This is a genomic window from Microbulbifer maximicatervae (SeqCode), from assembly GCF_056231245.1.
On record NZ_CP174334.1, the window covers coordinates 2,512,091 to 2,530,025 of the forward strand.

Sequence of the window (17,935 nt, forward strand, 5' to 3'; positions counted from 1 at the left end):
CCTTGAAAAACCGGGAGCTGGCTTTGGATACCCCTATCGTCTTTATCCACGGAACCAATGCCGGCCCCTGGACAATGGAGAACTTCCACCAGCATTTTGAAGAGGAAGGATTCTATTGTCACAGCCCAAGCTACCGCTACCATGAAGATCTAAAGTCAGAACAAAATCAGCAACACCTTAAAGGACTGAGTATTGCCGACTACGTTGATGACATCCGGGCATTTGTACAATCTTTAAATCAAAAACCTGTTGTAGTCGGCCACTCCCTGGGCGGTGTTATTGCACAAAAATTGGCAACTATGGATTTGGCACGGGCAATCGTATTGCTTAACGGAAGCGTGAACTGGGGAATACTGCCCACCACAGAAGAAGAGCGTGCGCTGGGCAAGCTGTTTATGGCTGCGGGTGAATTTTGGAATGATGTCCTGTTACCGGATTTCGCGACAATGGCGAAATTCGGGTTGAATAAACTTAATCCAGACGACCAGCACAAGGTCTTCGATCGATTAGGTCCTGAATCTGGGCAAGTCCTATTTGAATTGTTCTTCTGGATTTTTGACAGCAATAAAACAACCAGAATTGACTATCAAAAAATCAATTGCCCCACTTTAATAGTTTCGGGAACCGATGACCTGGCAATTCCCCCTTCCACAGCACAGTTAATCGCGGAGCGGCAAGGTAAAAATACCACCTTCTACCGGGCAGAAGGTTATGGTCACTATTTAATGCTGGAGCCAAAATGGAAACGGATTGCGGAATTCTGCAGCACGTGGGTAAGCCAACAATTTCAAAAAACCACCTCCACTAGCAATAAATCACTGTGAACCCTTTACTACACCAAACCCTTAATCTGCCTCCTCCCTTTTCTCAAGTGAGATACTCGGCTAGATAATCAATCAGCAGCCTGACTTTCGGCGCGATATATCGATTGCCGGGGTAAACTGCGTATACCCCTTCATCCCTATCTTCGAGATCACTTAAGAGGGTGATTAATTTTCCTTCAGCGATATATTGCTCGACGTAGTGATCGGGCAACTGCACAACCCCCAGGCCTTTAAGCGCAGCATCTAAAAGCGCCCCGCCGTTGTTGTAGCGAAGGCTACCTTTGACCCTAAGGTTTTTTTCTCCTTCCCTGGTATTGAATCGCCAGTAATCCAGTGTGCCCAGCAGGCAGTTGTGCCTGTTCAATTCCGACAACGAGTGTGGGGTCCCGTGCTCTTCAAGATAATCCGGTGAGGCGCACAGATGAATTCGCCGGTCCGCCAACTTTCTTGCCATCAAGGTTGAGTCCTGCAACTTACCCAGGCGTATGGCGATATCGTAACCCTCATCTATAAGGTCAACCTGGCGATTGGTGAAATAGGCATTGACCTCAATCTTAGGGTTTTGAATCACAAAATCATTGATCAGTGGTGCAACCTTCTTTTCAGCATAAGTGACCGGTGCCGTCAGTTTGATTTTGCCCTGTGGGTGGCTCTGTAATTGAGTTACTGCTCGTTCCGCCGCTTCCAGCCCATCGAGCACCCCCCGGCAATGCTGGTAAAACAGCGTACCTTCTTGTGTCAGTGACACCTTGCGCGTGGTTCGATATAGCAGTTTGACATTCAAGCGGCTCTCCAAAGCACTGACCTGGCGGCTGACTTTAGCGGTGGAAATAGCCAGCCTCTGCGCTGCGAGGGTAAAGCTCTCGCTTTCAGCGACATAAACAAACTCTGTAATACCTTCCCAGTCTTTCATTATTGCAAATATGTAAAAGTAAGTTTCAAAAACACCCAATTATAATCAATTCTGTAATCAATATAATGGCTCCCCAGTCGTCACAGCGGGGCCAACCAACTCCAGGCCCTGAATGACATGATTTAACAGCGAGTAATCTTATGTCTGAACAATTTATCAAGTCGAAGGCCGCCATCGCTTGGGCGCCTGGCCAACCGTTATCGGTCGAAGAAGTGGATGTCATGCTGCCAAAGGCTGGTGAAGTATTGATCAAGGTCATTGCATCGGGAGTGTGTCACACCGATGCTTTCACCTTGTCTGGCGACGACCCGGAAGGCAAATTCCCCTGTATTTTGGGCCATGAAGGTGGCGGTATCGTCGTGCAGGTCGGTGAAGGGGTTACCAGTGTCAAAGCGGGTGATCATGTTATCCCCCTATACACCCCGGAATGTGGCGAGTGTAAATTCTGCAAGTCCGGCAAGACGAACCTCTGCCAAAAGATCCGTGAAACTCAGGGCCAAGGCCTGATGCCTGACGGCACCACACGCTTCTATAAAGATGGCAAGCCCATCTATCACTATATGGGCTGCTCTACATTTTCGGAGTACACCGTACTGCCAGAGATTTCACTGGCAAAAGTAAATCCGGCTGCACCTTTAGAGGAAGTCTGCCTGCTGGGTTGTGGTGTCACTACTGGTATGGGCGCTGTGATGAACACCGCCAAAGTTCAAGAAGGCGATACTGTTGCGATTTTTGGCCTTGGGGGCATTGGCCTTTCGGCGATTATCGGAGCTGCCATGGCAAAGGCCTCGCGAATCATTGCCATCGATATCAATGAAAGCAAGTTTGAATTAGCCCGCAAACTGGGGGCGACGGACTGCATCAACCCCAACAACTACGATAAGCCAATTCAGGAAGTCATTGTCGAACTCACCGAGGGCGGTGTGGATTACTCCTTCGAATGCATCGGCAACGTCAATGTGATGCGCTCCGCTCTGGAGTGCTGCCACAAGGGCTGGGGTGAATCGGTCATTATCGGTGTAGCTGGTGCCGGCCAGGAGATCTCCACCCGTCCGTTCCAGCTGGTAACAGGCCGAGTTTGGCGCGGGTCCGCATTCGGCGGCGTTAAAGGACGCTCCGAATTACCAGACTACGTAGAGCGCTATCTGAATGGCGAATTCCAGCTCAACGACTTTATCACCCACACCATGAGCCTGGATGACATCAATAAATCTTTCGATCTGTTACATAAAGGCGAAAGTATCCGCACCGTCATTCACTTCGATCAATAACTAGCAATGATCAATTGGGCCATCCCTTGGAGGTGGTCCAATTAGGGCTATCCATCATGTCTATTGAAAATATCAGTGCCAACCGGAGTTTTGGCGGCAGGCACAAGCAATACCTTCACGACTCTCAGTCACTTAACTGCAAAATGCGTTTTGCTATTTATTTGCCACCGCAAGCTTCACAAATGCACAAGGTTCCGGTGCTCTACTGGCTGTCAGGTCTGACCTGTACCGATGAGAATTTTATGCAAAAGGCAGGAGCCCAGCGGATTGCCTCCGAACTAGGGATAGCCATCGTTGCTCCCGACACCAGTCCCCGTGGAGAATCTGTTGCCGATGATGAAGCCTATGATCTGGGGCAAGGTGCTGGATTTTATATCAACGCCACCCAAGCGCCCTGGAGTCGCCACTACCACATGTATGATTATGCGGTGGAAGAACTGCCAGCACTTATCGAGACCACCTTCCCTGTGACAACACAGCGCGCTATTGCAGGACATTCAATGGGCGGCCATGGTGCACTGATGATCGCCCTACGCAATCCGGCAAGTTATGTTTCCGCATCAGCCTTCAGCCCCATCAGCAATCCTTCTCAGTGTCCGTGGGGACAAAAAGCCTTTGAAGCTTATTTGGGCAAAGATCGGGATAGTTGGCGAGACTACGATAGCAGCGAACTGCTCAAAAATGCCGAGAAGTCTGTGCCGATGTTGGTGGATCAAGGGGAAGCCGATAGCTTTCTTGTTGAACAGCTGAAACCCGAGATGCTCGAAGCGGTTGCCAAAGCAAGTAACTACCCGCTCCAACTTCGCCGTCATTCAGGTTATGACCACAGCTATTACTTTATCGCCAGCTTTATTGAGGAACATCTTCGGTTTCATGCCCAGCATCTCAGCCAGACATACCCAAACTAATAAGTAAGGTCAATCGTTAGTCCAAGGCCACAGCTGCAAAGAGAGTTGTGGGCCTGGTGATCTATTAATTTTCTAGCTATTTAACTCACGCACCACCATCAACCGCTCCTCGGTCATATCCGCAATAGCCCAGCGTACTCCCTCCCGACCAAGACCCGAATCCTTAACACCACCATAGGGCATATTATCTACCCGCCAGCTGGGTACATCACCAATAACCACACCACCCACCTCCAAGGTATCCCAGGCTTGCTGGGATTTGTAAAGGTCACGAGTGAATATGCCAGCCTGCAGACCAAAGGCACTGTCATTCACCTTGTCTAAAACATCATCAAAGCTATCGAAAGGCTCCAGAATTGCAACTGGACCAAATGCCTCCTGCTGCACAATGGAGCAGTCATGGGGCACGTTTTCCAATAGCGTTGGATCAAGCATGGCGCCATCTCGTGTACCTCCACAAAGCAGGGTTCCCCCGGCTTGAACCCCCTCTTCCACCCAGGAATGCAAGCGGGTAGCCTCTCCCTCAGAAATCATTGGGCCAATAAATGTATCTTCTGATCGAGGATCGCCTTTCTTAAGCTTTTTGGTACGCTCAACCAGACGTCGCTTCAGGTCTTCATATAGACTGCAATGTCCATAGATCCTCTGGACGCCGATACAGCTTTGACCCGACTGATAGAAAGCACCAAAAATTAACCTCTCTACAGCATCATCAAGATCTGTATCCCGATCGATAACGCAGGCTGCATTACCTCCCAACTCCAAAACCACTTTCTTTCGTCCCGCCCTGGCCTTTAGGTCCCAGCCGACCGCCGGTGAGCCGGTAAAGCTCAGCAGCTTAAATCGATCATCCACTGTAAACAGCTCTGCTCCCTCTCTATGGCAGGGTAATACAGAAAAAGCACCTTTCGGCAACTGTGTTTCGGCCAGAACTTCAGCGATGATCAATGCCCCTATGGGCGTGCGGCTAGCGGGTTTTAGTACAAAGGGACATCCGGCAGCGATGGCAGGTGCCACCTTGTGAGCGGCAAGGTTCAAAGGGAAATTGAACGGCGATATAAATGAGCATGCGCCTACTGGCACTCGCCTGATATATCCGCGATAGCCCCGTGAGCGCTTGGATATCTCAAGATTGATAATCTCACCATTGATACGTACTGCCTCTTCAGCGGCCACATGAAATGTATCGATTAGACGCAGCACCTCGCCCCGCGAATCATGAATCGGCTTACCAGCTTCAATACACAACGCTTCGGCCAGCTCTTCAAACCTTTCACGAAAACGTACAACACAATGCTGTAAAACTTCCTGGCGGTTGTAAGACGGCAAATTAGCCATCGGTTTTTCTGCCAAAAGCGCCCAGTCGATGGCACTGTCAATAACCTTGGCATCAGCCATTGCAACCCGGGTAGCTACTTTCCCTGAATACTTGTCAGTAACTTCCAGATCGGTGTTGGCATGCACTGCTTCATTGGCCAGGTAGTAAGGGTAAGATTCTTGCAGCAAGGTAATATCCTTTTACTTGATGTCTTGATCTATCAAGAGTGCCCCAACGCTAGATACAGCATTGTGCCCATCGTCGGGTATAGATGACCCGCAGGCATATATCAAATGCGTGTTCAATGGCTTATTAGTTTTGCTACCGGGGAAGGACTTTCTTACTTGTTCAAGCTAAATATGATGCAGAAGGGATAGAAATAGAGGAATCTTGTGAAGTTGGGGGCAAGCGCCCCACAACTTCATATTAACTGGGAACCAGCTACTTTTCGGTTAACCACATGCCAACAGGCTCATAATTAAACTTCTTATATACCGCTTTTTCGGTATCCGGGTTATCACTCTTCTTATCGATGTTGTATACGGTCCAGTTCAGTTCGTTGACATTGAATTCAATCACTGCATATCCATAGATATTACTAACAAAATCTTTGATATGTGGGTTATTGACCTGAACCCCACCATTTAGCAATGATGTAAACACACTGCCAACATCAATACCTTTCTCAATCGTATCGTTCATATTGGGAGAAGATATGGAAGGAGTCATCAGCTCAACGCCGACCAGGTTGTCGTAGTCCCAGTTGCTAATTTTGCTGAAATCAACCTTCAGGTATGAAGCGATACTGGAATGGAGGTCCCCTGTCAGCACTACAAAGTTATCGACATTGCTGTCCTTAACAGATGACAGGATCTTTTCCCGCTCCCACTGGTAACCATCCCAGGCATCATAATTGGCATACACAAGAGAGCGCCCCAAAATAGTACCAGCCAATTGTGCCAGCAAAGTCTGATTCCCCCACACTTTCCAGCGGGCACTGGAGTTAACAACTCCATCAATCAGCCAATCCCGCTGAGTCTTACCCAGCATGGTTTGGGTATCTTCTTCATAATCTGTGCACCAGTAGTTTTCCCAAGCTGTACCATCCTTGCACGGCTCCTTGGTTCTATAGGTGCGGCTATCTGTCATATACAGATCAACCAAGTCACCGAACTGGAAAGAACGATAAATCTGCAAGTAGTCAAAAGCGTGGCTTGCGGATTCATCGACTTTTACCCGCGCTGGAACATATTCGATCCAGGCCTGCTGAGCATCGCGACGCAACTGGCGCAGCTGGTCAGGGTTGTTATCGCCAGTCTGGTAGGGATGAGATGGCACACCCAGAGTATCCCGCTCGTAATCCCAGTAAGCATTGTCTGCAGTTTCATGATCATCCCAGGTGATGATAAATGAGTGCATTTCCATCGCTCGCTGCAGGTTCTTGTCCTTGCGATACTCTCTGTAAATATGACGATAGTCCTCAAGATCCATCGCAACAGAGCCGCCAGAAGGCAGAGAGAGCGAATGCACTATTGAGCTTTCAAAGCCCTCGTACTGGGCGTATTCATAGATAAAGTCACCCAAATGCAGTACGCAATGTACATCTTCGTCCGCGATATGGTTGTAGGCGTTGTAATAACCGGTAGTGTAATCCTGACAGGTAACCACAGCCATCTTTAGATTCTCTAGGCTACCGGTAGGCAGTGTGTGACAACGACCAACGCGGCTACTGACAGTCCCGTATTTGAAGCGGTAATAGTAACGTTGGTCAGAAGATAAATAGCCTTCCAGGTCAATGTTAACGGTGTAATCACGGTCTGCCGTGATATCGCTAGCATTAATCTCAGCACTTAGAATTGGCTGGGTAAACTCCTCATCCAGCGCGACATCTACATACAGCGACTGACCCGCGATATAGGAGTCAGGGTTAATGTGCGTCCAAAGGACCACTCCAGTTTGACTGGGATCTCCCGAGGCTACTGATAAATCAAAAACAATTCCGTCGTTATCAATTTGATCAGCAAATGTGGTGCCGCCCAGTACAAAACGTGCATAGGTTTCACTATCAGTGTCCGCGAGAGAACGGACCGTAAAGGGAGTCAAAAGTGCAACACCCATAGCCTGGACAAAGGTTCGGCGGGAGATGGTCATATATAAACTTCCTGTTATCGTACGCATGAAGAATCGGAAAGGGAGCGGATTCTATAGAAGAACGTACCAACAAAGAAGTTTGACTTTTTATCTAGTAATCTCTTTTTCTCTCGAAATTAACACTTATGGAGTTAATACACAAAAGTCAGATGGAGAAAAGCAAAGTCCCCCTCCCCATCAGCTATGAACTTGAAAAACTTAGCGTTGTTAACCATTAGCAATCTGAAATCATCTCTGGCCTGAGATAAGCAAAAGCGTGCTGTACATAGTCGGCTTTACCTAAGGAAACACCTTGGGCTCTCAAGATTGCATAGGCCGTGTTGATATGGAAATAAAATTGAGGTAGCGCCCAGTCCCTGGCATATTGCTCATTAGTCATATCGAAAGTCATCCCATTCGGGAGCTTAATCGTCACAGGCTCATCCACTGCTACCATCACTGCTTCTGGCGTAACGCTTCTTAAAAATGCCAGTGCCTCTCGAATTCGCTCTTGAGCTTCGGAAATGGACCCGGGGTTTTCATCAGCTCTCTGCCCTTCACGAGCCAACTGCTCCAGAAAATCTGGAAGCGCACACCGCTTCAATCGAAATATTGCCTCTTGCGCCTGTAAACAACTAAACCCCACTTGGGATGATAAAGGAAACATATCTGGGGCAAGCCTCGCTTTAAGGAGGGCTTCAGACTCATCTTCTGGAAATTCTGTTTTTGCCTTATCCAACCAACTAGAAAGTGCTTCCAATAGTTGTATATACGTAGGTAACAACAAATCTGTCAGGTTCATAATATGTTTCCACTGGTTTTTATTGATAAGCGACAAAATATATCTCTGGTACCATTCTAAAATAATAAGGAAGGCACAAGCATAATTTAGTGTCTTCTTGCCTCCATATCTAAGCTAAATTCATAAGGCGTCAACTCGAGATAAATAAATGCTCAGGATACTCAAATATATTGCTGCTAGTTTAATGGTATTGGTGCCACTAGCGAATGCAGAATCTATTGACGTCGCAGTTAATGGCACGCTAATGCGTGGATTCGCCCTCGAAAAACATATGCTTAAAAATCACGCCACTTTTGTACGAGAGGCTAAAACGGCGTCGATCTATCGCATGTGGTCAATTGGAGACAAATACCCCGCAATGGAAAGAGTTCTCAACGGCGGCACATGGATTACACTGGAGATCTGGTCGATTCCGCAAGCCAACTTGGTCAATCTATTAGAGGAGGAGGCCAAAGGGTTAGTTTTAGGTAAAGTTGCTTTAGCGGATGGAACACAAGTATTAGGCATACTGGGTGAAAACTATATTGTCCAAAACCAGAAAGATATATCCAAGTGGCATGGCTGGCGAGCCTATGCTGAGAGTATGGGTATGAGTAGTAATAAAACCGGTCAGTAGCACTAATATCAAATATTTGATTTAGACAATCGAAATGAGTACACACACAGAAGTCGCAGTAAATGGACCATTGATGCGTGGCCTGGCCTTAGATAAAAACTTAATACAAAACAATGCAACATTTGTCAGGGAGGCTAAAACAGAAGCCATTTACCGGATGTGGGCAATCAAAGGCGAATATCCTTCGATGCAGAGAGTGCGTACTGGTGGAACATGGTTCAACATTGAAATTTGGTCCTTACCCAAGGCCAGTTTAATTGAAGTGCTTAATTTAGAGGCGACGGGACTAACTTTGGGTAAAGTAGTCTTAGAAAATGGCGGGCAAGTTTTAGGAATATTAGGAGAAAACTATTTAACTCAGCAACAAGAAGATATTTCCCGATTTCATGGATGGCGCAACTATATACAACAGAAATCTAAAAACTGACGTTGAAGCTGCTTTTATTTGCCCCTAAACAATATCATTAGGTAGACAATCCACTAAGTCTATATCTTTGGGCGATATAGCTCCCTACCACGGCACGGTATTCCTATCCACTCTAAGCACCCTGCATCCAGAATCGTTACTACCGCCCCACCTCTCGAGTCTTCGCAAAAGGCTATATTCGTGGGGCGTTTACCACAGGTGGGTATACGTTCGGCCACCCTTCCCTCACCATCAAGAACGGTCACGTCACCTTGACCAAAAACTGCACAATACAATCGCCCGTCACTACCGAAAGCCATCCCATCTGGCCCTACAAATCCCTCTGGCGCCCCAACAACTACATTGCCGAAAAGCTCCCGTTTGGGGTGCGTTAACGAAGCGAGATCGTAGCGGTAGATATTGCCGCTAATAGTCTCCCCTACATACAGCTGGCCCCGATCATCAATGGCAATACCGTTGGGAAAACGCAATCCGGAATCAAGCTGTCGCAACACATCTCCATTGCGAGGATCTATCTCTAATACCTGTCCATCGTAGCGACAAGATCGGCAATCAGCTCGAATCACCTGCCCCTGAACAAAAATATCCGGGTCAATCCCCGAGTCTGTTATGTAAAGTAAGCCATTTTCACCAAAAACCAGATCATTGGGCCATAAGTAGGGCTGATCTTTTGGTCCGTCATAAGCTTCAATAAGATCCCCATTTAGCCCCATGCAAACAAGCTGCTTACCCCCTCCGTCTGCGATCCATAAATTGTCATACCCATCGATCGCCATACCATTAGGACGCCGAGCAGGATACCCTATCCGTTGATATTGCCCCTGCAAGTCAATACGGCTTATACAGTTTCGACCGGCTGCCATTTCAGTGACATAAATGCGACCATCAGGCAGGCAAACGGGCCCTTCTGGTTCTTGTAAGCTTCTACACAGTACTTGTCTTTCCATGCTAACGACCACAGACTCAAGTTGCTTAAAAAGGCATCATTGTTGATGCGAGGGCGTATCAACTCCAGGAGAAACTAGTCCAGCCAACCTAATACGTTTCGCCAAAGACTCTCCTTGAACTCCTTTCGGAAAAACCCAAAGTGGCCTATTGATGTATTTCCAATAGAGCTGGTTTGAATCACCTCAATATCTGTATTCGCATTACAGTAAAAATCTCGCAATGCGTAGACAGCCTTCTCTGGTGCAAAGTCCTTATCGTCATCTATTAGCAGGAACTTCATATCACACTGCAAGCGCTCGAATCCCTCACGAATCGGCAGACCATGCTGATCGACGACGTAATCCTTATGTCGAGCCCAGAAAGCCCATTCACGAGCTATTCCTGCAGGTAGGTTCTCTCCCCCCCAAAGTACTCCAGGCACCCATCCCAAAACATTCGATAGCAAAGGAAATGCGCAGTACCATCCGAATAATAGCTTTGGCTGATACCTTGCATCCCAATGCCCCCAATAACCACTCTGAGAGGAAACACAATACACACTTGCAAATCGGGTATTATTTGATGCAAGACCTACAATTTGACCACCGACACTATGGCAAATGCAGTGCCACTCCAAGCTTTTAGCTCGTTTGCTACACCAGTCAATCACTGCCGCCAAATCTCTCTCCCCCCAGGCTCTTAAGGTCAGCCGTTTGTCCCTTTGACTCTCGATAGCGGACTTACCGATACCTCGGTAATCATAAGTAAGAACCAGATAGCCATTCCGGGCTAAGAAACAAGCAAAATCCCGATAGTAGCTCTGCTTAACCGCCATAGCAGAATTAATAATGATGCCGGCTTTGGGCGCCTCAATAGGGGAGAATAGCCTTGCACCAAGCACTATCCCATCGTTAGTGGGGATTTGCTGTGCCTCAATCATTTATTCAAAGGTTCCCCCGTGTAATTCAACACAAACTATTGGGTAAGTTAAAATTCCATCCAATACTTCCTGTCTATCGCTTGAGATGTAATTAACAAGTTAATCCCTAACAGGTATTTCCTCCTTCCAAGAGCAGTAAATTGACTTGAATATTCACTTCTCGACATTTACTACCCCCTAAAGACTAGAGCAAGTTAAAAGCCTTAATTATATAGCCCTATATAATTAGATTTGACGTTCCAGTTTATGAATTGAAAGGAGGTAGCTTTACCAAGAAGTCAAATAACATGGCAGACAATTGCTCTAGCTTTCCACTATTTCACCTGCAAATGTCCAAGTGAGCTGCACAAAGATATACCCTGCCAATAATCCTCTAATTCACTATCAAAAGTGCTAAAACTTCTAAGTATTCTAAAATGCAAGGATCAGGTTTGATAGCCGATTAATCCAGTCACCAAGTTAAGGAGATTTGATTTATCGCTTATCTTGTATTTCACTTGATTCACTTAAAATTATTTTAAGCTATAGACAACAGGAAGTTTAGGTGCATGTCCGATCGATTCAGTATTATTATGCCATGCTACGACGATTCTGACCTTCTGTATAACCTATTACAAGGCTACACTTTACAAACCTTTCCAAAGGAAAATTTTGAAATCATTATTGTAGATAACAACTCGCAAGACCCCAACATCCTGTCATGTTACAACCAGTTTAAGAACCACCTTACTTTAACTTTACTATTCAGACCTCAATTACCAGACCCATTTGCACTTAACTCGGCGCGAAACTTAGGGGTAAAGATTGCTAAATACGAGTGGTGTGTATTTACAGATAGTGATTGTATCCCCGCCCCGAACTATCTGGCAGAGATTCAAAAAATAATCAATGATTATGGGCCTAGTATCTGCATGACCGGGATAAGGGAGTTTATTCACTCTAAAGATATTGTCCCAGCAGAAATGGACGGCGACGGCAAGTACCTTGACGCATGCCCTAGATTTAATAGCCCATCAAATTATGGACTCAGTAAAGATAGGCGCCTAGGGAAAATAGAGCAATTACCGAATACAGAACACCCCTGGGGGCACTTTTATGGCTGTAATATGGTGTTTAAAAGGCAGGATGTCATCAAGGTTGGTTTTTTCGATGAAAAATACGATGGAACCTGGGGTTACGATGACATAGACCTGGCTTATCGAGTTATCAATGAGCTCAAAGTACAGCCAATTTTTATGAAAGAAGCCATTGTCTACCACCAGGACAACATAAAGTTAACAGAGACAATCAATGGCAAGAAGAACAAAATTAAAGATTTGAGCAACCCAAACTATCAATATATCTGCAAGAGGATTTCCGGTTATTATGAGTTTAGTAATCGCGAATTCAAACGATTTGGGCTAACAACTACTGCAAGCTAGCAATTGACATGAGTGACCAACTTAAACGCACCTAAATATTAGTATACATTTTTCAAGCGTCTATCAGATATCTGATAGTTCAATCTCACTGGAGAAAGATTTCAGAAACAGAACAACCTTATCAAGAGAGAAAATAGCCTCATTAACAGCAACCTCTATATGATAACCATCAGAAGCTTTACTAATAACAAAAACCAGTGCATCTCTTGTGATTGAATAGGTCGCAATACAGTCGACCTCTCGAGCAGGCAAATAACTAAATGTAAAGTCTTCGTTAATACTTGATGCAACTTGCTTCTCAACTTTTAACATGTTGAGGAGTACCATTGCATAATATGCAATATGGTACCTTTTTAATAGGTATATTTGATACCTAGAGAGTTTATTTAGAGAAAAATAGAAACCAGACGCCGTATTTCCTACCCCGGCCAGTCTTTCACCCTGATCCGGAATGTTGTGAATAAACTCTTGGGTAATCAATATGTTTGCTCGCTGCCTTTCGAAAGTACTGACAAAATTATCTATAAAAGATTTCAAAACATTTTCGAAAGATATCTCGCTAGATTCAACTTTAGCTGACACCAATACGATGTCATCTAGATCTCCTTTTATACAACCCTTTTCCTCCAAGAGAAATGGATTTGGCTTATTCTCCTTCCTATTAAACATTCTCAGACTTAAACCTATAAATATAGCTTGAGCCAGCCCTATAACTCGGTGAAAATTTGAGCATTGCCCATTCCCCTTGTATATATGCATTATTGAAGAGCAATATGCATCTGACTTTTCCTGATCTTTCTTCAACAAGCAATTGGCATATTTAGAAAAGAGCAGACCAGTGTAACCGGAAAAAAAATCATGATTTGCTATAAAGCATACAGACGTGCTATCAAAGTGGATGTAGAAGGGGATCTTTTCAACCTCCAACCTCTTATATAAGGCCTTCCTTCCAACGACACCTGTCAGCTCTTTCCTCAGCGCCTCTATCTTTTCTAAGTAAAAGCGTTTTGGGTGAGGCGCGGTAGTCAATGCAACTAAGTCATAGAGCTTATCTAGACAATCAGTAATTTCATCTTGGTTACTTCTAGTGACAACATTTATAAGCAGAGTAGATACACAGCCATAACCTTTTAAGTGCTGCTGGACAAAGCTCTCTGGCGCTTCTATCGGCGTGAATAATCTGGACAGAAAGTTGGATTTGTCGGCCACGATACCACCTTACAAGGGAGGGATTGTCACTTCAGTCGATCACATACCATCTAAATTTAGTCAACTACCCTTATGGCAACAATTACTCCGTAAGTTTAATTTGAGTAACCTAGCATAAAGCGTAGGAAGCAAAATATAAGACAAATAGAGTTTACTAACGCAACTGTATACGCTCAGGAATCCGCATCCAAATATCACTTAGAGGAGCTACACGCCCATGAATTCTTGATTGGGTCATAGCAAGACACAAATATAATCAAGTCTATTTCTTCTGCTTATCGCTTACGGATCCCTTGTACGATGGTACGAGCCACTACACACCCTATGTCAAATTAGCACCTCATACTGTCGCTATCTACAAAATGGTTAGATGATGACAATAAAAGCTATACGATAGCTACAGCTTAATGCTCAAATACTGATTGCCGAGCGTTCATGTTTTTCATCACTTTCACTCTAGTAGCAACGTAAGTTGGGATTGCCAAGTATTAGCGGCCAACCTTTATCCACCTTGACAATCAGCGCCATGCCCACAAAGAAAACTAAAAGATGACTAAGAACACACATCTATTTAGTAGATACTAAAGTACTCGGAGGTGCAGAATATCAAGGTGAAGTGTAATCAATTCTTGAGCTATTGGTAGTTATTAGTTGCTGTACTAGTCAGCCTTATTGAAAAGACCAATTGTGCAAGTTAGCGATCATTATGAGTAAGCAATTGAAACCCTATTGTTTCGGATGTCCGATATAACCTGGAGCTCCTATGGTAGTTTTCATACCACTTTCGAAACTGTGCAAATTTTAGGAATTTGTACTCTCCCGCATTGGGGTCAAAATAATAAGTAGCTTTATCTGCAGTGGGCTCAATCCTAAATGCTGTTGCATGTGCCCATTTAACCCCAGAAAACCTCAACATACTATAAATTGTTTGCGTTTGCTGCGTGAAACACTGTTCAGCCTCAATACCATCAAACACTATGGTGAATTGTTCATCCAAGGGAGGGTTTCCCGTTTTTTGCCTTGATGCAGTTCCTAAATGAGTTATGTGTTTAAAACCTTGGGATTCTAAATATTTTTGGGATTCTTGTATCATTTGATAAGACTTCATTGGGTCGCCCTCACTTCCATCTTTAAACTTAAATCGATACATAGAGGCAAAACGCTGGGCAACTACTGCCACCTTCGTTTTGTCGATATCACCTCCCGTCGATAGTGCATCCTGAAGACCGGATTGAAGCCCCTTACTAATCCAACTCACTGCCAAAGCTTCACAAATTCCATCTTTAGAATTTGGGTGCTTTTTGAGTATTTTACTGTAATTTCCCTGGCTGAATTTCCACGTTTTCTGACCACCGAAATTGGAGGCTCCATCATCATTTGGCATACTTTTTTATTACCACAATATTACATATTAAGTTGCTGATTCTATTTGCACACTGTGCAAAAAATATGAACGCTATTTTTTGCAATATCCAAAGCAATCATTGTTTAATGCAAATAGTCACTCTTACCCTGTACTTAAGCCCATCTGGAATTTCGCAGATAAAGAAGCTTCAAGCACCTTTTAGTCTGGTCAGGTAAGTATATATTTTGATCTTGGTAAAATACTCACTGCTCTGATTCCTACACTTTCTCAGACCTAACCGCACAAATATATAAGCAAGTTTGCTTTCACCAAAGGCCAAAAATAGCCAGCTGCTTCAATACCTATAGAGGCGGTAACACCGGTTAGTAGTAGTGAGGATGGAATATGAGCAAATAGCTTGCTTACCTAACTCAAGCGTTAACTACCCCCCCTATACGATCCAATATAAACCTCGTCTAGAGCCCAAACTTGATGGGTGAAATTCCTAGCTAGGTACCCTTCTCCATTTTATGGGCTTTCGAATATTTTTCTGAAAGTCAATTAACTGGAGCACAAAAATTCTAAGGAACAATTTAATATATCAAACGGCCCGATTCGGTGTATTTGGTTACCTTCAGGAGTGACTAAACTAATGCACTATGGAAATGCTATTTGTTTACATTCTACTAGGTGCCATTGCAGGTACAGCGGCAGGCCTCTTGGGGATTGGCGGAGGCTTAATCATCGTGCCTGCTTTGGTGTTGATTTTTTCTGCCACGGGTATCTCCCCGCAGGTGCTGACCCATATGGCGGTGGGGACTTCTTTGGCAACCATTATCGTGACTTCAATCAGTTCGGTCTGGGCACATAACGCAAAAGGTGCCGTTGACTGGAGCCTATTTTGGATTATGACTCCAGGGATACTTTTAGGGTCTTGGCTGGGCGGCGTGACAGCAGACATGTTACCTGGTGCTTGGCTGCAGCTATTGATTGGCGTGTTTGCCATATTTATGGCAGTGCGCATGGGCTTAGGTGGATTGGCTTCGGCAACCTCGCAAGAAAATGGCGATCACTTACCCGGAGCAGTACCCTTGATCTGTTCCGGAGGAGTAATCGGCTGGCTCGCAGCGATCTTCGGTATTGGTGGAGGAGCATTGGTGGTCCCCTACTTATCGCACTTTGGTACAAAAATGCAGCGCGCTGTCGGAACCTCAGCTGCCTTTGGTCTGCCAATCGCGATTTCTGGTTCAATCAGCTTTGCCGTGCAAGGGTGGGACAATCAGTTACTACCAAAGTGGAGTAGTGGTTATATTTACTGGCCGGCTTTTGTGGGAATTGTACTTACCAGCGTGCTCTTTGCCAGGCTTGGTGCCAGCGTTGCTCACCGAATATCTGCTAAGCGCTTAAAGCTGTGTTTTGCCTTACTGCTTTGTATTATCGGGGTTCGTTTTATCTGGCAAAACTTCAATCTCTTAGCTGGACTAGGCTAGACCTACCCTCTGGATTGTTTTTAGCGGATTGGAAGTAAACAGTCTATTCCTCCCAAGCATCTATTATCAGATGCTCGCAATAAACATTCTGGTCTTAAAGGCTCCCGGTCGAATTACTCTTGCCAGCCCTTCAGATTACGCGACTGAAACATCCTTATAGGATATTAGTAATACAATGATTTGTATTTTCCCCCAATACATGCCAACCAAAAATTATGCGTTCAAAGTGGCAAAGATAATTTTTAGCCATTAGTAATCTCTATTTTCAAATTAGAAAATACTTCGATCCAAGTTCAAATTGCCAGCAGGAAATTGAAATTTAAAAAATGAAAGCCCATTAAAATATAGGCACGAAAATAATCTTATTGGATTTTATTAAGTTTGTTTTAGTGTCAAAGCCGCGTAAAATCGATAGATATTTATCAGTACTTGGTTCGCAATTCAGGGGTTTTCTACAGGGCTAATAGTCCAACAGAATCAATCGTTCCAAGATTTTTTATCAAAGCTTCCCCCCCAAAAGGAGAACGGTAAAGTGACATAAGAGAAAAGTAAAAGCGCTGACCCAAGGTGCGCCAACACCAGGGGCCAGCTAACCAAGTTGATATCAGACCTATCAAAGTGGCTGTATGGATAATACGCTAGAAACCCGCTCGTCTTCAATAAAGTTGACTAGACTCAGGAGCTTAGGGTGTTTCATTAGGCTCTGGGAGCGTTACATCCGTATTTTCTTCTTTTATGCCTACCGTTCTCGTGCGCCTCCTAACCCTCCTCCACACACCACTTTCCAGCTTCCCCTCGTGTGGAATCCGCACATAATTTAGCTTCCGAAGGAAATGAGCATGTTGATTTTAAAGCGCCGGACTGGTGAAAACCTGAGAATTGGAACAAATGTTGTAATAACAGTTATTGAAGTAAAAGGCAGTCAAGTGAAGATAGGTATAGATGCACCCAAGTCTCTACCCATTCATCGTGAAGAGATCTATATACGTATCAAGAAGAAACAGAAACCTTAAAGCTATTTATCAGTCGCCGCCTCAACCAAACCACTATTCAGATTTTATACATACGGGCTGGAGATTTTTAGACCTCAGACAAGAATACCGTGTTGCCGAGAGCACAGCGCCTATCTCGGCACAGCCCACTATATCAATCAGGCACTGACCATTTCTGAACCGGAATTTTTTGAGGCTTTGCGCAGACTTTGTGAGATAGTGGGAGCAGTACAGAAAACTTATATTTGGTTCAATAAATGCTGACATCTTAGCGCGGGCTATTGCCGATGCTTCCTCCCCTGCGCACGCTGCAACTTAGTTCAAACCGTTTAATACATTTATCTCCAGCCACATCAACTTTAATGGAATTTATTCCAGCAACAAATTAACCCCCTACCCTTT

General features: G+C 44.9%; 16 protein-coding genes. 8 read left to right on the forward strand and 8 right to left on the reverse strand.

From position 1 onward, the window contains the following. The first annotated feature begins 23 nt into the window (after nucleotides 1-23). Nucleotides 24-824, forward strand: coding sequence for an alpha/beta hydrolase (locus ACJJIS_RS10840; RefSeq protein ID WP_444941659.1), 801 nt, complete (start codon nucleotides 24-26; stop codon nucleotides 822-824). A gap of 43 nt (nucleotides 825-867) precedes the next feature. Here the strand turns inward: ACJJIS_RS10840 and ACJJIS_RS10845 are convergent, their stop codons facing one another. Next, on the reverse strand, nucleotides 868-1,737 hold the full coding sequence (locus tag ACJJIS_RS10845; RefSeq protein WP_444941658.1) for a LysR family transcriptional regulator: 870 nt from the start codon (nucleotides 1,735-1,737) through the stop codon (nucleotides 868-870). A gap of 140 nt (nucleotides 1,738-1,877) precedes the next feature. On the opposite strand from ACJJIS_RS10845, the gene ACJJIS_RS10850 reads away from it, so the two are divergent. Together ACJJIS_RS10850 and fghA are read left to right on the forward strand one after the other, a co-directional pair. Beyond that, nucleotides 1,878-3,008 carry an S-(hydroxymethyl)glutathione dehydrogenase/class III alcohol dehydrogenase gene (locus tag ACJJIS_RS10850; protein ID WP_475710272.1) on the forward strand — a complete coding sequence of 377 codons (1,131 nt, stop codon included), beginning with the start codon at nucleotides 1,878-1,880 and terminating at the stop codon, nucleotides 3,006-3,008. A 56-nt stretch (nucleotides 3,009-3,064) separates the two neighbouring features. Further along, nucleotides 3,065-3,916 (forward strand): S-formylglutathione hydrolase, encoded by an 852-nt coding sequence (gene fghA / locus ACJJIS_RS10855; protein ID WP_475710273.1) that lies wholly within the window; start codon nucleotides 3,065-3,067, stop codon nucleotides 3,914-3,916. 72 nt (nucleotides 3,917-3,988) lie between these two features. Here fghA and ACJJIS_RS10860 read toward each other — a convergent pair whose 3' ends face one another. From ACJJIS_RS10860 to ACJJIS_RS10870, 3 genes are all read right to left on the reverse strand, one after another. Continuing rightward, nucleotides 3,989-5,422: an aldehyde dehydrogenase family protein gene (locus tag ACJJIS_RS10860; protein WP_475710274.1), complete on the reverse strand. Its 1,434-nt coding sequence runs from the start codon at nucleotides 5,420-5,422 to the stop codon at nucleotides 3,989-3,991. Nucleotides 5,423-5,675: 253 nt separating this feature from the next. Continuing rightward, complete coding sequence (locus tag ACJJIS_RS10865; protein WP_413662096.1) at nucleotides 5,676-7,385, reverse strand: alkaline phosphatase D family protein; 1,710 nt, start codon at nucleotides 7,383-7,385, stop codon at nucleotides 5,676-5,678. 214 nt (nucleotides 7,386-7,599) lie between these two features. Next, nucleotides 7,600-8,166 carry a DUF1993 domain-containing protein gene (locus tag ACJJIS_RS10870; RefSeq protein WP_475710275.1) on the reverse strand — a complete coding sequence of 189 codons (567 nt, stop codon included), beginning with the start codon at nucleotides 8,164-8,166 and terminating at the stop codon, nucleotides 7,600-7,602. A gap of 148 nt (nucleotides 8,167-8,314) precedes the next feature. Between ACJJIS_RS10870 and ACJJIS_RS10875 the strand changes: the two genes are divergently transcribed. Both ACJJIS_RS10875 and ACJJIS_RS10880 read left to right on the forward strand, forming a co-directional pair. Further along, nucleotides 8,315-8,782, forward strand: coding sequence for an allophanate hydrolase-related protein (locus ACJJIS_RS10875; RefSeq protein WP_444933320.1), 468 nt, complete (start codon nucleotides 8,315-8,317; stop codon nucleotides 8,780-8,782). Nucleotides 8,783-8,816: 34 nt separating this feature from the next. Next, the gene (locus ACJJIS_RS10880) at nucleotides 8,817-9,209 is read left to right on the forward strand and encodes an allophanate hydrolase-related protein (protein WP_444933321.1); all 393 of its coding nucleotides are present in this window, start codon (nucleotides 8,817-8,819) and stop codon (nucleotides 9,207-9,209) included. 59 nt (nucleotides 9,210-9,268) lie between these two features. Here ACJJIS_RS10880 and ACJJIS_RS10885 read toward each other — a convergent pair whose 3' ends face one another. Both ACJJIS_RS10885 and ACJJIS_RS10890 read right to left on the reverse strand, forming a co-directional pair. Further along, the gene (locus ACJJIS_RS10885; protein ID WP_475710276.1) at nucleotides 9,269-10,156 is read right to left on the reverse strand and encodes an SMP-30/gluconolactonase/LRE family protein; all 888 of its coding nucleotides are present in this window, start codon (nucleotides 10,154-10,156) and stop codon (nucleotides 9,269-9,271) included. A 74-nt stretch (nucleotides 10,157-10,230) separates the two neighbouring features. Beyond that, the gene (locus ACJJIS_RS10890; protein WP_475710277.1) at nucleotides 10,231-11,076 is read right to left on the reverse strand and encodes an alpha/beta hydrolase family protein; all 846 of its coding nucleotides are present in this window, start codon (nucleotides 11,074-11,076) and stop codon (nucleotides 10,231-10,233) included. A gap of 548 nt (nucleotides 11,077-11,624) precedes the next feature. Between ACJJIS_RS10890 and ACJJIS_RS10895 the strand changes: the two genes are divergently transcribed. Further along, entirely contained in the window at nucleotides 11,625-12,497 is an 873-nt protein-coding gene (locus ACJJIS_RS10895) for a glycosyltransferase family 2 protein (RefSeq protein WP_475710278.1), read from the forward strand. A 63-nt stretch (nucleotides 12,498-12,560) separates the two neighbouring features. Here the strand turns inward: ACJJIS_RS10895 and ACJJIS_RS10900 are convergent, their stop codons facing one another. Together ACJJIS_RS10900 and ACJJIS_RS10905 are read right to left on the reverse strand one after the other, a co-directional pair. Then, entirely contained in the window at nucleotides 12,561-13,706 is a 1,146-nt protein-coding gene (locus ACJJIS_RS10900) for a hypothetical protein (RefSeq protein WP_475710279.1), read from the reverse strand. A gap of 694 nt (nucleotides 13,707-14,400) precedes the next feature. Continuing rightward, entirely contained in the window at nucleotides 14,401-15,090 is a 690-nt protein-coding gene (locus ACJJIS_RS10905; protein WP_444941644.1) for a YopT-type cysteine protease domain-containing protein, read from the reverse strand. Between the two features lie 620 nt (nucleotides 15,091-15,710). On the opposite strand from ACJJIS_RS10905, the gene ACJJIS_RS10910 reads away from it, so the two are divergent. After that, nucleotides 15,711-16,541: a sulfite exporter TauE/SafE family protein gene (locus ACJJIS_RS10910; RefSeq protein WP_475710280.1), complete on the forward strand. Its 831-nt coding sequence runs from the start codon at nucleotides 15,711-15,713 to the stop codon at nucleotides 16,539-16,541. Nucleotides 16,542-17,380: 839 nt separating this feature from the next. Beyond that, nucleotides 17,381-17,554 (forward strand): carbon storage regulator CsrA, encoded by a 174-nt coding sequence (csrA, locus tag ACJJIS_RS10915; protein WP_444897449.1) that lies wholly within the window; start codon nucleotides 17,381-17,383, stop codon nucleotides 17,552-17,554. Nucleotides 17,555-17,935: the final 381 nt, after the last annotated feature.

Excerpts from the sequence above, each read along its gene's own strand:
- ACJJIS_RS10865 (WP_413662096.1), bottom strand. The coding sequence starts at position 7,385 with ATGACCATCTCCCGCCGAACCTTTGTCCAGGCTATGGGTGTTGCACTT.
- csrA (WP_444897449.1), top strand. The coding sequence starts at position 17,381 with ATGTTGATTTTAAAGCGCCGGACTGGTGAAAACCTGAGAATTGGAACA.
- ACJJIS_RS10875 (WP_444933320.1), top strand. The coding sequence starts at position 8,315 with ATGCTCAGGATACTCAAATATATTGCTGCTAGTTTAATGGTATTGGTG.
- ACJJIS_RS10845 (WP_444941658.1), bottom strand. The coding sequence starts at position 1,737 with ATGAAAGACTGGGAAGGTATTACAGAGTTTGTTTATGTCGCTGAAAGC.
- ACJJIS_RS10850 (WP_475710272.1), top strand. The coding sequence starts at position 1,878 with ATGTCTGAACAATTTATCAAGTCGAAGGCCGCCATCGCTTGGGCGCCT.
- ACJJIS_RS10910 (WP_475710280.1), top strand. The coding sequence starts at position 15,711 with ATGGAAATGCTATTTGTTTACATTCTACTAGGTGCCATTGCAGGTACA.
- ACJJIS_RS10895 (WP_475710278.1), top strand. The coding sequence starts at position 11,625 with ATGTCCGATCGATTCAGTATTATTATGCCATGCTACGACGATTCTGAC.
- ACJJIS_RS10905 (WP_444941644.1), bottom strand. The coding sequence starts at position 15,090 with ATGCCAAATGATGATGGAGCCTCCAATTTCGGTGGTCAGAAAACGTGG.
- ACJJIS_RS10870 (WP_475710275.1), bottom strand. The coding sequence starts at position 8,166 with ATGAACCTGACAGATTTGTTGTTACCTACGTATATACAACTATTGGAA.
- ACJJIS_RS10890 (WP_475710277.1), bottom strand. The coding sequence starts at position 11,076 with ATGATTGAGGCACAGCAAATCCCCACTAACGATGGGATAGTGCTTGGT.
- ACJJIS_RS10885 (WP_475710276.1), bottom strand. The coding sequence starts at position 10,156 with ATGGAAAGACAAGTACTGTGTAGAAGCTTACAAGAACCAGAAGGGCCC.
- fghA (WP_475710273.1), top strand. The coding sequence starts at position 3,065 with ATGTCTATTGAAAATATCAGTGCCAACCGGAGTTTTGGCGGCAGGCAC.
- ACJJIS_RS10880 (WP_444933321.1), top strand. The coding sequence starts at position 8,817 with ATGAGTACACACACAGAAGTCGCAGTAAATGGACCATTGATGCGTGGC.